Genomic DNA, 14,539 nt, shown 5'->3' with positions numbered 1-14,539 from the left:
CTTTTTTTAGCTAGGCGATTAAATAAGCTGACTTTTATAAAATGGATCTTACTTACTGTGCCTAGCGAATAAATTTCTAATGAATGAGCATTATTGATCTCAATTATACTGAATACTGACACTTGCTAATAATTTTACAACGCCCTTGATTACACTATGTTGATTGGTAAAAAATACCTTTTTAATAGCATGATTTATTCCCATTTAATTTTATAGGTGAAAAATATTGATCCATCGAATGAATTTATCTCGTTTGCTGTGCCTAATAAATAAATTTACGATGCAGTTGTTTGTTGAGTCGCTCTAATAATAATTTATAGATTCTTTAAAAACACCTGTTTGTATTGCTAAACTGCTACATTTAAGGACATCATTGATGTCCTTTTTTTCTGCTTATAATTCTATAAGCAGATTGTTCTTATAGTGCAAATGAACCAATATGGTGCAAACCAAAAAAAACGGCCACCTTATAAAATCAGTATTAATAATAATATCAACTAGTTACACTTCGGTATAACTATTGCTATTACTATTTGTCTTCATCAATTTATTTTACTCACATGCCTATTCAAACACCCATCCGTGGTTTACGGTCATTCTGCGTGGCTTCAAAATGTTTAAGCTTCAAACATGCTGCCGCACAATTGTTTTTAACACCTTCAGCGGTTAGCCATCAAATAAAACAGCTAGAGGAACAATTAGGTTTTGACCTCTTTAAAAGAGGAACACGTTCAATAGAGCTAACCAGTTCAGGGAAACAGTTTTATCAATCTATTCAACCGATAATTCATCAGCTTGAATCAACAATTTCGGAGTTCACTCATAATCAACAAAATAAAACTATTGTCATTAGTTTGCCTGAGTTTTTTGCCAGTGAGTTATTTATTCCCCAGTTAAGTACATGGTCTGAAAAAAATCCAGAAATAAACTTACAATTAGAAACGATAAAATCAGGCAGTGAACCCTCACAAATTGCTGATTTATCGATAGTATTGGCGAATGGCAAGCCAAATGCGAGTATTGTTCATGAATTATTCCCTGTGCGTTATACCCCAGCTTGTAATAAAAAACTTTATAAAAAACTTAAAAGCATGGGGACTTCGGCATTAAGAAATACCCCACTGATTTTACACCGCTCTCGTCCTTGGTCATGGCATCAATGGGCCGACAACGTCAATATTAATGATTTTGATCCAAAACAAATTATACAGTTTGACAGTATGTTTGGCGTTGCACGAGCGGCTCAACAAGGAATGGGCATAGCATTAGTGCCTCTTCCGATCAGTAAAACATGGTTTACTGAACAGTTATTAGTAAAACTCTTCGATGAAGAACTCAATACCAATGACAAATACTATTTGATCCAACATGAAAATATGGAAAATAAAACTGAGCTAACTTTATTTGCTGACTGGGTTAAAGAAACCTTCGCCAATAACAACGAATAACGATGCCAATGATAGATGAAATTTATTCACTCAATACGTCGATTTTAATCGTTTGTCTCGAGAAATGAAAATTTCTATAGTAGACCTGCATCAACCGGATGCGCTTTTAAATAGAGAGAAAAAAAATGAAAACTACATTAGCTTTATTAACCCCATTATTGATAACTTTACTAGTAAGTAACCCTGTATCAGCTTTTGAAAGTGACACCGCATTAAAAGTTGCGGTAGTTAAAGATGCCAGAGGTACTCAAGATATTGTTAAAGGCAATTTTAATAAAAGCATTAAGAAACTCACCAAACGCCATCAAGATGAAAGTTCGTATAACAGCCATATGAGTTTATGTGTTGCCTATTTGCAAGCTGATAATGCAGAACAGTCAGAGTTAGCATGTACCGCAGCAATCGACAGTATTGAAGCCATGAACTTAAATAACACCATTGGACTTTACCTTAAGTCATTAAGTTACAGTAATCGTGGTATTTCAAGGTACAAAAACAATGATATTAGCGGTGCCCTAGCTGATTTAAACCAAGCGATATTAATTGATGAAAACACAATTACGTTAGGTAACTTAAAAATTATCAAGCAAAAAGCATATCGATTGGCATCACTTTCAGAAACCTCACCACTGATTGCAGATTAATCAATAACTTAACACTAGATTTCAGGAGATATATCATGATCAAACGCATGCTAAATAGTATTTCATCTTTTACCAGTTTACTCATTAACATCAAGCACTTACCTGTGAGTCAGTGGGATATTGAAGAAACAGAGAATAGCCAAAATTTTAACGAAATTCGACAACCAAGGTAAATGAATGGCTTATTTAATAAACGGTAGCAGCGCAAGCAGAAATCGCTAAATATTTCAGGATATCAATGGCGTTGCTACTTTCCCACCCAGCTTATTCATAATATAAACACCTGTAGGTTAACCCTATTCAACTTGCTACTCCCCCCTAAATAATATTTATCATCAAAGTAGAGTTTAATGAATTATATAAGTGTAATAGATAGATATCATGAATATCACAATGCTATTCATGAACTTATGGCGTCAATCGTCGCAGGAGCCTTTGATGAAAACTTTTTTAAAGACGAAACCCTGCTACAAACTTCAATGCTCTGGCTAACTAAACATTACCCTTTTATTGAGTTGATGTTCACTTTAGATAGCGATGGCGTTCAAAGTAGTAAAAATATTTCTAAGAAGAATAATATAAATAAAAGTATTGCCGAAGGCCTTGGGATAGACCGCTCTTATCGCCCCTATTATATAAAGGCAGATAAAAATAATACCATCATTGTTACTGAGCCTTATTTATCAACCTCTAGCCATAATCTATGTATTTCTACATCAATGAAATATGCTAATAAAAATGGTGATGTTATTGGTGTATTGGTGATTGATATTAACTTAGCTCAAGCCATTGAATTTTTAATGGGGGATGTAAAAAGAAAAAAATTCCATCCTTTTTTCGTCAGTGTCTATTCATGTATTGTCGTTGGACTATTCTTTATTGTCGGTATTCTTTTATATTCTGCCGGTAGCGAAATAGTTAATTTATTACTCTCACCAACCCCTGAAGATCTACAAATAAAACCTTTTGGTATTATTATTTTTCTGACCTTAGCACTGGCCATTTTCGACTTAGGCAAAACAACGATAGAAGAAGAAGTGTTAATGCAAAAAGATATATTACGCCATAGTTCAACAAGACGAACAATAACTCGATTTATTGCCACTATCTTAATTGCCGTTTCAATAGAAGCTTTATTGCTAATGTTTAAGTCAGTACTTGGCTCCCCTGAATATTTAGTTAATGCTGTTGCTATGATGGCTACTTCAGTTGGCCTACTTGTTGGTTTAGGCCTATATGTTTACCTTGGCGCAAAAGCAGAAACACTACTAAAAAAATAACACTTTCCAATGAAGATAATAAAAAAAGATTACCTTAGTGTCTATTTCATTTAAATGGCTGACAATATTCACTGTTATTACTGACAGAAGTTATTTAAGGTTTTACTAAAATCATGTCAGTTTATCTTTAGCAATATTTTGCTCCACTAATTAACCAAGAGTTCAAGTCCCTTAGCTATGATTTAATGGCGTTCAAAATAAAAATATCGATGATTAATTCACTACAGGCTAGTCAAAATTGACTTCAGCGGGTAGAATCTAGCCCATCAATTTATTAAGAACGACGAGATGCATTCAGATGGGCAGAGCATACCAAAATCGCAAATTATCAATGGCGAAAACAGCAGGCGCAAAAACTAAAGTTTATTCAAAATACGGTAAAGCAATTTATGTAAGTGCCAAAGAAGGCGGTGTTGACCCAGATGGTAACCTAACACTACGTGGCTTAATCGATAGAGCTAAAAAAGATCAAGTACCTACTCACGTCATTGAAAATGCAATAAAGAAAGCATCAGGCGCTGGAGGCGAAGATTTTGTTGCCGCAAGGTATGAAGGTTTTGGTCCAGGTAACTGTATGGTTATTATTGATTGTTTAACGGATAACGGTAATAGAACGATTAAAGATGTTCGCCAATGTTTTACCAAGACCTATTCTAAAATTGGTTCATCGGGCACCGTTTCTCATATGTTTAATCATCAAGCTGTCTTTGCTTTTCAAGGCGAAGATGATGAAACTGTATTAGAAACCTTAATGATGGCTGACATTGATGTAACAGATGTTGAACTTGAAGACGGTATCATTACTGTTTATGCACCACATACTGAGTTTTTCAAAATAAAAACTGAATTTGCTAATTCAATGCCAGAGTTTGATTTAGAAGTTGAAGAAATCACTTGGGTACCGCAAACCTACACTGAAATTACCGGTGAAGATGACACAGCAAATTTCGAGAAATTTATCGCTATGTTAGATGATTGTGATGATGTACAAAACGTTTATCATAATGCCGATATTGCAGAGTCGTAATTTGCAACAGTATTAAGTCCAGGATGTCTGTTATCAGACATCCTGTTTTCTACTATATCAATATGTATCAACCTTATATGCTGTTCACATCGGTGTTAAAGGGGAACGCTCCTTTATTTAGCCAGCTTTTCCATCATCACGTTTACCGCGTCTAAATGCTCAGGGTTGTTATGACACATTCCTTGAAATACCGCACAAATATCAAGAAAGTCTGGTAAGTCGGTACGTTGTGCCATTTTCATTAACCGCTTAGTTAAACGCATTGCCGCCGTTGGTTTACTGGCAATATCATTTGCTAAAGCCATAACGTTATCCATTAAACACTCAGCATCAACAACATTTAACACCACCCCCATTTCTTTCGCTTCATCGGCATTAATTATTCTGCCTGTAAAAGTTAACTCCGCGGCTTTTTGATAACCAATAACTCGCTGCATAAACCATGCACCACCATCCCCTGGAATAAGACCTAAATTAGCAAATGTTTCGCCAAACTTAGCTTTTGTTGAGGCTATTCGGATATCACACATATTAGCAACATCGAAACCGGCACCGATTGCTGCACCATTAACAGCAGCAATAATAGGGACTTCACATTTATGTAATGCTAGTGGAATGCGCTGAATTCCTTGACGATAACGAGCTTCAAGTTCTTGTACATCACCAGCAAAATCACCACCACGTTCAGCCATATCTTTAATATTTCCCCCCGATGAAAACGCAGAGCCGGCACCGGTAATAATCAGCACAGCCACATCAGCCGTTTTATTAACCCACTCGACGGTGGTAACAATATCATCAGCAATTGCGGTACTTGTTAGCGCATTACGTACGTCATGGCGATTAAAGGTTAGCGTAGCAATATTATTATCTAGTGCGAGTAGACAGTCGGCTAATTGGGGAAGATTTTCTTTCATCGTTGTTTCTCATCAAGTTTGACTTGTTGCCAATATTCTTCAAGTTTTTCTAGCGAATGTTGTTCAAATTCTACGCCAGAGCTTGCCACTTGTTTTTCAACACCATGAAACCGTTTTGTAAATTTCTGATTTGCTTGGCGTAATAACTGCTCAGGGTCTTGTTTGGCATGGCGACAAAGATTGACAACGGCAAACATTAAGTCACCTAATTCTTCAGCGAGCGCTTGCGGATTATTTTGCTCAATTTCAAGATGAACTTCTTCGACTTCTTCGACAACCTTAGCAAAGACATCTTCAATGTTATGCCAGTCAAAACCAGCATGTGCGCAGCGTTTTTGAATTTTAGCGGCTTGAGAAAGTGCGGGTAAATTTCGCGGAATATCGGCTAAAATACTGATGTGTTCGTTGAGGTTTTTTTGTTGTCTTTCTTGCGCTTTTTCATTTTCCCAATTGGCATTAATCTCTGCATCAGATGTTAGATTTTTATCGCCAAAGACATGAGGGTGTCGACGAATGAGTTTCTCACAAATGGCCGCGACGACACTGTCAAAATCAAATTGTTTTTGTTCTTGCCCGAGCTGACTATAGAAAACAATCTGAAATAACAAGTCACCTAATTCTTTTTCTAATTCTGAGAAGTCTTGCTGTTCAACAGCGTCAATGACCGCATCAGCAACTTCGTAGGCTTCTTCAATGGTATGCGGTACTATCGAAGCAAAGTCTTGCTTGATATCCCACGGGCACCCTGTTTTAGGGTCGCGTAACTCGGTCATGATCCAACGTAGCTTATTCATTGAGGCTTGTTCAGTTAACATATTAATACATTTTCCATAAGGTAGATAAAATACAACTAGAGTCGCTTAACTTCTAATACATCATCAAGTTGAAGTAATTTGCCAATTAAACGTCCTAATATTTCATTATTTGGAATTTCAATATTTAACAACATAGCGACTGTTTGCTTGCTTGGATCAGAACGGCTTTCCATGCCAACAATACTGACCCGTTCATTGGAAACAATCGTAGAAATATCACGCACTAAACCTTGACGGTCACTCGCTATAACTTTCACTGTTGCTAGATAGCTCTGTTGATTCTGCTCACCCCATTGTACTTCTACTTCTCGTTCAGGTTGCTGAACTAACGAATTCGCTAATTGGTCACAATCATTGCGATGCACCGAGATACCCCGTCCCTGAGTAATAAAGCCAGCAATATCATCGCCTGGCACCGGATGACAACATTTTGCCATATGCGTTAATAAATTACCGACACCCGATACCGTAATGCCATTAGCATCGGTTTGAGATTTTTGTTGTGCCTGTTGAGGTTTGACCAAACTTTGTGGGTCAAGATCTACCGGTGGTTTGTTTTTCTCGTCATGATATTGCAAATGATTAATCACTTGCATTAAACGGGCATTACCTGAGCCAATAGCTGCATATAAATCATCAATCGATTTTATATTAAAGCGCCTACTCGCTGACATTAAATCAGTCTCGGTCAAATCGATTTTAGATAATTCTGTCTCTAACTGTTCTTTACCTATGGCAATATGTTTATCACGGTCGAGTAATCTAAAAAAATGTTGAATTTTTGACCGTGTTCTAGGTGCATGGGTATAATGCAGATTAGGGTTTAACCAATCACGACTTGGATTAGGTGTTTTACTGGTTAACACTTCGACTTGATCGCCTGTTTTTAAGCGGTAAGTAAAAGGTACAATCCGTCCAGAGACTTTCGCGCCGATGCAACAATGACCTACATTTGAATGAATATAGTAAGCAAAATCTAAAGGTGTAGAGCCAGCAGGTAAATCAATAACATCGCCGTTAGGTGTAAATACATAAATACGGTCTTCAAAGACCTGACTACGTAATTCATCGAGTAAATCGCCACTTTCGCTGACGTCATCTTGCCATTGTAAAATTTTTCTTAGCCAGCTAACTTTTTCATCAAAACCAGTTTTTTTATCCGTGTTCTTACTGCCAGTGCTGCCTTCTTTATAACGCCAATGAGCCGCAACACCCATTTCTGCATCATCGTGCATTTGCTGAGTTCTTATTTGTACTTCTACTGATTTGCCTTCTGGACCTAATACAACCGTATGAATCGATTGATAACCATTAGGTTTTGGTGTGGCGACATAATCATCAAATTCGTTAGGTAAATGCTGCCAACTGGTATGAACTATACCTAATGCGCCATAACAATCTTGAAGTTTATCAACAACAACCCTCACGGCTCTAACATCAAAAAGTTGTTCAAAACCAAGCGATTTTTGCTGCATTTTTTTCCAAATGCTAAAAATATGCTTGGGCCGACCATACACTTCACCGGCAATATTTAAATCTTGTAATTGCCCACTAAGATTACTCACAAAATTAGCCATATATTGTTCACGGTCTAAGCGTTTTTCATCTAATTGTTGGGCTATATTTTTGTACACCTTGGGATGAAGGTAGCGAAAGGAAATATCTTCAAGCTCCCATTTTAATTGACCAATGCCTAGTCTATTAGCGAGAGGTGCATAAATATTGGCGGTTTCTTTGGCAGCTAAAACTCGCGTTTCTTCATCGGCATTTTTTACCAGCCTTAAGTAACAGACTCGCTCGGCAAGTTTAATAACAACAGCACGAACATCGTCAACCATGGCAACTAACATCTTACGAATATTATCAACTTGATTGGCCGACACTTGATTAGACTGGCCTTGCTGTAATGTCTTTATCGCTTGCATTTGGCTAACGCCATTACATAAATTTAGAATTTTCTTAGAAAAGTTTTCTTCTATATATTCTAATGATATGCATTGGTATTCATATAACGGCAGTAAAAATGCAGCACATAAAGAATCGCGATCTAAATTCAAACTGGCGAGGATCTCAACCATCTCTAAAGACTTAGTCTGGCATTCTTGCTGGTCAACATAAAAATCACTGACTTGCTGCCAAAGCTTTTCAAGTGCTTGATTTTTTTGTTCACTAAGCTCCAATGAACTTAACCATTGCTCAAAATTTATTTCCGATATTTGATGAGATTTACGTACCGAAACCATAAAAATAACCTACTAAATTTTAGAAAAAAAATGAATGTCTACTTCACAAACAATACCATAGTCTCAATATGCTTTGTTTGAGAAAACATATCCATTAAGGATATTTTTTCAATGCGATAACCCTGTGCTAGCAATAATTCACTATCTTTGGCTAAGGTTGCCGGATCACAACTGACATATAGCACGCTATTAATATTTAAATGTACTAATTGTTGTAACGCTTGATAAGCGCCAGCACGCGCGGGATCTAATAGCAGCTTAGTATATTTTTTATTTGCCCAAGCTTCCTCTTTCCAATGACTATTTAAGTCAGCTTGATAAAACTCACAATTACTTAAACCATTTTGCAAAGCGTTTTTATGCGCGTTGCTGACCATAAGTTCAACACCTTCAATACCTACAACTTGCGCAACTTTTTTAGCTATTGGTAAGCTAAAATTACCTAAACCACAAAATAAATCTAAAACAATATCTTGCTCGGTCAAGTTTAACCATTGAATGGCTTGATTTATCATGCTTTTATTAACTTGGTGGTTAACCTGAATAAAGTTGTCGCTACTAAAAGAAATAACAATATTGTCAGCTAAACTATAGTGCAAACTAGTTAAAGTCGCTTTATCGAGCGTTACTACCTCTTTACCTAAGTCAAAGAGAACATCACAAGAAAAATCATCACTGAATGCTTGCCAGTGACTTTTATCTTGCTTGGTCAGCGGCTCTAACTGGCGCACGACTACCGTCACTTTTTCTGTGGCAATAACTTCAATATGACCGATAGCATTTTTACCTGATAATTTTTTTAGTAATGTTCTTAAGGGTAAAAAGATATTATTTACCGGCTCGATAAGTACAGGGCAACTTTTAATATTAATCAGCTGATTGCTGCCCCGTTGTCTAAAACCAATAATGGCTTGGCCTGCTTTATTATACTGCACACCAATACGCGCCTTGCGGCGATAATGCCAAGGCTGGCTGACGATAGGCGCTTGCCAAGGAAGTGACTGCTCGTGGTTGCTTCGCGAAAATAAATCACTGACCTTCTGCTGCTTAAAATCAAGCTGAGTACTAATGGCTAAATGCTGTAAATCACAGCCGCCACAACTGAGAAAGTGCTGGCACTTAGCGGCAACACGCCGTTTATTAGCAACGGATACGTCAATTAACTTGCCACGACTATATTTGTTTTTTTGTTCAATAACCTTCACTTTTACAACTTCATCAGGTAAAGCACCATCAATAAATATAGGCTTTTTATTGTGTAAACCTACGCCACAGCCGTTAATATCAAGACGAGTAACCTTGATACTAACTTCTTGACCTAGTTCTTGTTTTTTAGCTGTTGCTTTAAAAAAATTCGCCATAACGAAATATACCTGTTAAGTGCTATAAATTTATATGACGATATGCCATGATAAGGTTATTCAATGTCATGATTTTACACTAAAGTTCAGCAGATAATGCATAAAATAAGTCTGAAAGATTGGGTAATTTTACTTACCATAGTGCCAACCACTTTGATCGCTTTCTCGATAGCTAGCTATTTTTCATATAGCCGTTATGACGAATTAAATACGTTTTTAACGCAGCGCTCTCAAAGTATTATTGAACCCCTAGCAATTGCTAGCTCTTTAGGTATGTTAAACAAAGATCGTGTTCAACTGCGTAATCTGATGAATTTCACCCATCGCAGTCAATCATCAATTATCAAAAGTATTGCTGTTTTTACTAAAGATAACCAAGTTTTTGTCACCAGCTCTTACCACGGTGACGCCAATTTATTACGTCTAAAAGCAGGGCAAGTTATTCCCAACAGCACTATTTTCTCTAAAAATGGTGATGATTTTATTTTTCATAGTCCTATTATTAATGAAACTTTGATAAATGAGGCAACTCGCTCAATGTCTCAAGATAATATTGGCTATATTGCTATGCAGATTGACAGCAGTAATATACGTTTAAAACAACAAGACCAGATGCTATTTTCTTTTCTTATTGTCTTGCTTGGCAGTGTTTTTAGTGCATTTTTCTCTTATCGATTGATTAAAAACTTTACGCGTCCAATAGACGCTATGGTACTTGCCGTTGATCGTATTAGAGAAGGAAAACTAGAGAGTCGAGTCACAGGACAATTAATTGGTGAATTAAACTTTTTGAAAAACGGTGTCAATGCGATGGCACAATCATTAGGTGATTACCAAGAAGAAATGCAAGGCAGCATAGATCAAGCCACGACCGATTTACGAGAAAGTTTAGAGCAATTTGAAATACAAAACGTTGAACTTGATATCGCTAAACGAAAAGCACAAGAAGCGAATAAAGTTAAATCAGAATTTTTAGCCAATATGAGTCACGAACTGCGCACACCACTTAATGGTGTTATTGGTTTTACTCGCCAGGTATTAAAGACACCGCTGACTATTACCCAGCGCGATTATTTACAAACCATAGAGCGATCCTCAGCTAACTTGTTAGCCATTATTAATGATATTTTAGATTTTTCGAAATTAGACGCTGGAAAAATGGTTATCGAAAACATTCCTTTCTCGATGCGAGCAGCGGTCGAGGAAACATTAACATTGCTTGCGCCAACATCTCATAAGAAAAATATTGAGTTATCTTTACGTGTTAATCCGCAATTACCTGATGCTCTCATTGGTGATGCTATGCGAATTAAGCAGGTATTGATCAACCTGACCAGCAACGCCATGAAATTCACTGACAAAGGTTCTGTTGATATTGATGTCGACAGCGAACGCATTGAAAATAATATTGCGGTTTTAAAAGTAACAATTAAAGATACTGGTATTGGTATGAACCATGAGCAACAGAAAACTATTTTTGAGGCTTTTGGTCAAGCTGATAAAAGTGTTACGCGACTTTATGGTGGCACAGGATTAGGCTTAGTTATTTCTCAACGCTTAGTCACTGAAATGAACGGCAATATGGGTTTTTCTACCGAGCAAGGTCAAGGTTCAACATTTTGGTTTACTTTTCGTTGTGAAGTAAATCCTATCTCTATTGATAATATTTTTGATAATCATGAGTTAGCAGGTAAAAGTGTTCTTTATTTTGAACCTCATACGCATAGCCGTATTGCGACCAGCGAAATTCTTACCGATTGGAACTTGGCTGTTCATCCGGTCCAAAACTTAGTACAAGTTAACGATTTATTGAATGAAAAGGTACATTTTGATTTTGCTCTAATAAGTCATGATATAACGCCGACAGCATTAGTTGAGCTAAAAGAGCTTATCGTCACACTCTCAAAAAACGTGACTCAAATTCATTTAGCGATTAACAGTAACTCGCCAAATTTACAGGAAGCATTGATCGCTTGTGGAGCGAAAAGCTGTTTAAGTAAACCCATTACGCCAGAGCGATTAAATAAGGTACTGTTACCGAGAAATCACCTGCTAGATATCGTGAGATCAACGTCAGAAGATAATAAAATTCCAGTTAAAATTTTGGCGGTTGACGATAATGAAGCCAATTTAAAGCTTATTAATGAACTTTTACTCGAACAAGTCAATGAGGTTACTACTGTCGTCAATGGCCAAGAAGCGGTAGATATTTGTAAACATGAAAAATTTGCAATGATATTCATGGATATTCAAATGCCGATAATGGATGGCATCTCCGCGCTAAAAAGCATTAAAGCAATCACTTTTAATGACAATACTCCCGTGATCGCAGTAACCGCCCATGCCCTTAAAGAAGAAAAAGATAAACTGTTGAAACTGGGCTTTGACTCTTATATGACTAAGCCTATTGACGAAGCTATGTTACGTCACTGTATTTATGAATATTGTGATTTAACACAGCCACAAAATATTAAAACAATGAAAAATAAAAATATCGATAACACAGATTTAAATCAACAAGCTTTTGATACTAACAACGCAACGATTATGCACCGACGAAACCATCAAGTAATTGACTGGCCTTTAGCATTAAAACGAGCAGGCAATAAAGAAGAACTTGCCAAAGAGATGTTTAAAGGTTTAGTGCAAAGCCTGCCTGAAACAAAACTGAATATTTCTGAAGCATTGACCTCGCAAGATGTTGAGCAATTAAAAGTACTTATTCATAAGCTTAACGGTGCTTGCTGTTACTCGGGTGTACCCAGCCTAGGACGTGTTGTTCATCAGATAGAAACAGAACTGAAAAGTGGTGTCACTATCGATGACTTAGAACCTGAATTTTTTGAATTCTTTGAACACATTGATAATGTCATTAATCAAGCACCAGAAGTTTTTAATAAAAAGCCTAACATTGAGCACTAATAATTATTTGATGATTATTTAGCTTTAAAAAAAAGTGACACCGCTAGGGTTATTGGCTCAATGACTTACTTAAGGTTAAATATAGGCGTTAGCGCTTCGGTAAAGGTGACCAGGTTAAAGCTGATAGCAGGACCTGAAAGGCTATGAATATTCAAAGGCTAATCAAGTAACAGCTGATTAATATCGGCAACTAAACTAGTATTGGGCCTTTCAATAATTCGCCCCAGCTCTTCGGTTTTACTTTCATCTCGATAAACAACGATAGTTGGCGTGTATTTGACATTATTTTCTTTGGCTAATTGCTGTGGGTCTTCTTTTTGGTAATCGAGTGCAATAAGTGTGGCACTAATTTGCTTATTGCCTTGCAGTAATTTAAGTAGTTTAGGCACTTCACGTTCACTGTCATGACACCAAGTCGCAAAATAAATGTCTATTTTTAACGATTCAGGCCACTGCGCAACAATTTCTTTTTCTTGCTCAGTAATTAAAGACTCATTGAAGTTTTTATTAAAAGCACTAAAGTCACTCAACAATCTAGCTTCACTGATCACACCTAAGGCAAAGCCATTATTATCCTCCGCGTGAACTGATAATGACAATAGATGGCAAAAAGCTATAGTGAATACTGTGAGTAGGACTTTTATCATTGCGACTCTGCTTATGTTATATCCGTGCGACTGCAACCTAGCTGTTTAGCAATTTTTTAGTAGCACGGTAATGTTTAATGTTTTTTTAATTCGTTAGCTTTTAATAACATGACTTTGCTTTCTTGTAAAAAGATATCAGCATAATCACCAAACCAATCGGAGACTTGGCTAAACATGGTAACAAAAGCATCTTTATCACCCATTTCAACATCTTCTAACAACTCTAGAAACCGATAAGCGAAACGTTTCATCATCGCGACATTATCTTGATTTGAAAAAATGATATCAGTATAAAGCACAGGATCTTGAGCAAATAAACGACCAACCATAATTAACTCTAAACGATAAATAGGCGAACTCATTTCAACAAGTTGAGAAATGTCAGCCCCTTCAGTCATTAAGTGATAACCGTAGGCTATTGTTGAAAAATGTCTCATAACTTGTACCATAGACATTGCTTGATCGTGCGCCGACGCATCGACGGGATAAATCTTTGCTCCCCAAACCTGAAATTGTTTCAGCAACCAATTATATTGCTCGGGTAAACGCCCTTCGCAAGTAATAATTGTTTGTTTGATTAACCCTGACACATCAGGTCCAAACATTGGGTGTAAACCAACAACCGGTCCTTGATGAACTTTCATCATTTCATAAAGTGGCATTTCTTTTACGCTAGTCACATCAGCTAAAATACATGTTTTGGGTAAACAAGAAAGCTTTTGAATGATCATTGATGTTAAGCGAATAGGTACAGCAACAATAACGACACCGGCTTGGGCAAGGATATTGTCACTATTTGGCCAGTCATCTTGTTCAAGAACGGCTACCTGGTAACCAGAGCGCTCAAATAAATCAACAAACACTTTACCTAACTGTCCGTTACCACCGATAACAACTATTTTACCACTCTCTGTATTGACACATTGATAGCCACTCGCATCTTGACTGATGTAAGAGTCACTCATTAGCCGTCTTAAAATATCTTCAATTAATTCTGGAGACACGCCTGCCTCCATCGCCTGTTGACGTCGCATAGTCAGTAATTGAGCTTCTCGGTCAGGCGCATAAATGGGCATACCAACTCGGCTTTTTAGCTCTCCCACTTTAGTGGTAACTCTGCGGCGCTTGGCTAATAGCTCGACTAATTGAGTATCTATCTCATCAATCTCATTTCTCAATGCAGTTAACTGAGGAGCAATACTTTTCTTATCCATTAATTTACTCATTTACGTTTC

The 14,539-nt window shown here is 36.9% G+C and carries 12 protein-coding genes; 6 read left to right on the top strand and 6 right to left on the bottom strand.

Annotation, left to right across the window (positions count from 1 at the left end; all coding sequences use genetic code 11):
* The first annotated feature begins 566 nt into the window (after window positions 1-566).
* From H4J69_RS05990 to H4J69_RS05970, 5 genes are all read left to right on the top strand, one after another.
* Window positions 567-1,448: a LysR family transcriptional regulator gene (locus H4J69_RS05990; protein WP_231907471.1), complete on the top strand. Its 882-nt coding sequence runs from the start codon at window positions 567-569 to the stop codon at window positions 1,446-1,448.
* Between the two features lie 125 nt (window positions 1,449-1,573).
* Window positions 1,574-2,092, top strand: a complete 519-nt coding sequence (locus tag H4J69_RS05985) for a hypothetical protein (protein ID WP_070374721.1) — start codon at window positions 1,574-1,576, stop codon at window positions 2,090-2,092.
* A 35-nt stretch (window positions 2,093-2,127) separates the two neighbouring features.
* Window positions 2,128-2,265 (top strand): hypothetical protein, encoded by a 138-nt coding sequence (locus H4J69_RS05980; protein ID WP_182244222.1) that lies wholly within the window; start codon window positions 2,128-2,130, stop codon window positions 2,263-2,265.
* A 177-nt stretch (window positions 2,266-2,442) separates the two neighbouring features.
* Window positions 2,443-3,372: a PDC sensor domain-containing protein gene (locus H4J69_RS05975; RefSeq protein WP_182213396.1), complete on the top strand. Its 930-nt coding sequence runs from the start codon at window positions 2,443-2,445 to the stop codon at window positions 3,370-3,372.
* A gap of 298 nt (window positions 3,373-3,670) precedes the next feature.
* Window positions 3,671-4,399, top strand: a complete 729-nt coding sequence (locus H4J69_RS05970; RefSeq protein ID WP_070374723.1) for a YebC/PmpR family DNA-binding transcriptional regulator — start codon at window positions 3,671-3,673, stop codon at window positions 4,397-4,399.
* Window positions 4,400-4,512: 113 nt separating this feature from the next.
* Here the strand turns inward: H4J69_RS05970 and H4J69_RS05965 are convergent, their stop codons facing one another.
* The 4 genes from H4J69_RS05965 to rlmD are packed head-to-tail and all read right to left on the bottom strand — an operon-like array spanning window position 4,513 to window position 9,735.
* The gene (locus H4J69_RS05965; RefSeq protein ID WP_182221109.1) at window positions 4,513-5,316 is read right to left on the bottom strand and encodes an enoyl-CoA hydratase-related protein; all 804 of its coding nucleotides are present in this window, start codon (window positions 5,314-5,316) and stop codon (window positions 4,513-4,515) included.
* Entirely contained in the window at window positions 5,313-6,131 is an 819-nt protein-coding gene (mazG, locus tag H4J69_RS05960; RefSeq protein ID WP_182213394.1) for a nucleoside triphosphate pyrophosphohydrolase, read from the bottom strand. Before mazG ends, H4J69_RS05965 begins: the two co-directional genes overlap by 4 nt.
* Before the next feature lie 35 nt (window positions 6,132-6,166).
* Window positions 6,167-8,374 carry a GTP diphosphokinase gene (gene relA / locus H4J69_RS05955; RefSeq protein ID WP_182213392.1) on the bottom strand — a complete coding sequence of 736 codons (2,208 nt, stop codon included), beginning with the start codon at window positions 8,372-8,374 and terminating at the stop codon, window positions 6,167-6,169.
* A 38-nt stretch (window positions 8,375-8,412) separates the two neighbouring features.
* Window positions 8,413-9,735, bottom strand: coding sequence for a 23S rRNA (uracil(1939)-C(5))-methyltransferase RlmD (gene rlmD, locus H4J69_RS05950; protein WP_182213391.1), 1,323 nt, complete (start codon window positions 9,733-9,735; stop codon window positions 8,413-8,415).
* A 96-nt stretch (window positions 9,736-9,831) separates the two neighbouring features.
* Here rlmD and barA point away from each other — a divergent pair, with 96 nt between their 5' ends.
* Window positions 9,832-12,657, top strand: coding sequence for a two-component sensor histidine kinase BarA (gene barA, locus H4J69_RS05945; protein ID WP_182213389.1), 2,826 nt, complete (start codon window positions 9,832-9,834; stop codon window positions 12,655-12,657).
* Window positions 12,658-12,815: 158 nt separating this feature from the next.
* On the opposite strand, the gene H4J69_RS05940 is transcribed toward barA, so the two are convergent.
* Window positions 12,816-13,304 carry a thioredoxin family protein gene (locus tag H4J69_RS05940; protein ID WP_182213387.1) on the bottom strand — a complete coding sequence of 163 codons (489 nt, stop codon included), beginning with the start codon at window positions 13,302-13,304 and terminating at the stop codon, window positions 12,816-12,818.
* Window positions 13,305-13,378: 74 nt separating this feature from the next.
* On the bottom strand, window positions 13,379-14,530 hold the full coding sequence (gene tyrA / locus H4J69_RS05935; RefSeq protein ID WP_259364806.1) for a bifunctional chorismate mutase/prephenate dehydrogenase: 1,152 nt from the start codon (window positions 14,528-14,530) through the stop codon (window positions 13,379-13,381).
* Window positions 14,531-14,539: the final 9 nt, after the last annotated feature.

Source organism: Colwellia sp. BRX10-9 (assembly GCF_014077405.1).
In the GTDB taxonomy this organism is placed as follows: Bacteria; Pseudomonadota; Gammaproteobacteria; order Enterobacterales; family Alteromonadaceae; genus Colwellia_A.
The sequence above is the reverse complement of the archived record's forward strand: the minus strand, read 5'-3'. Positions and strand labels throughout refer to the sequence as shown.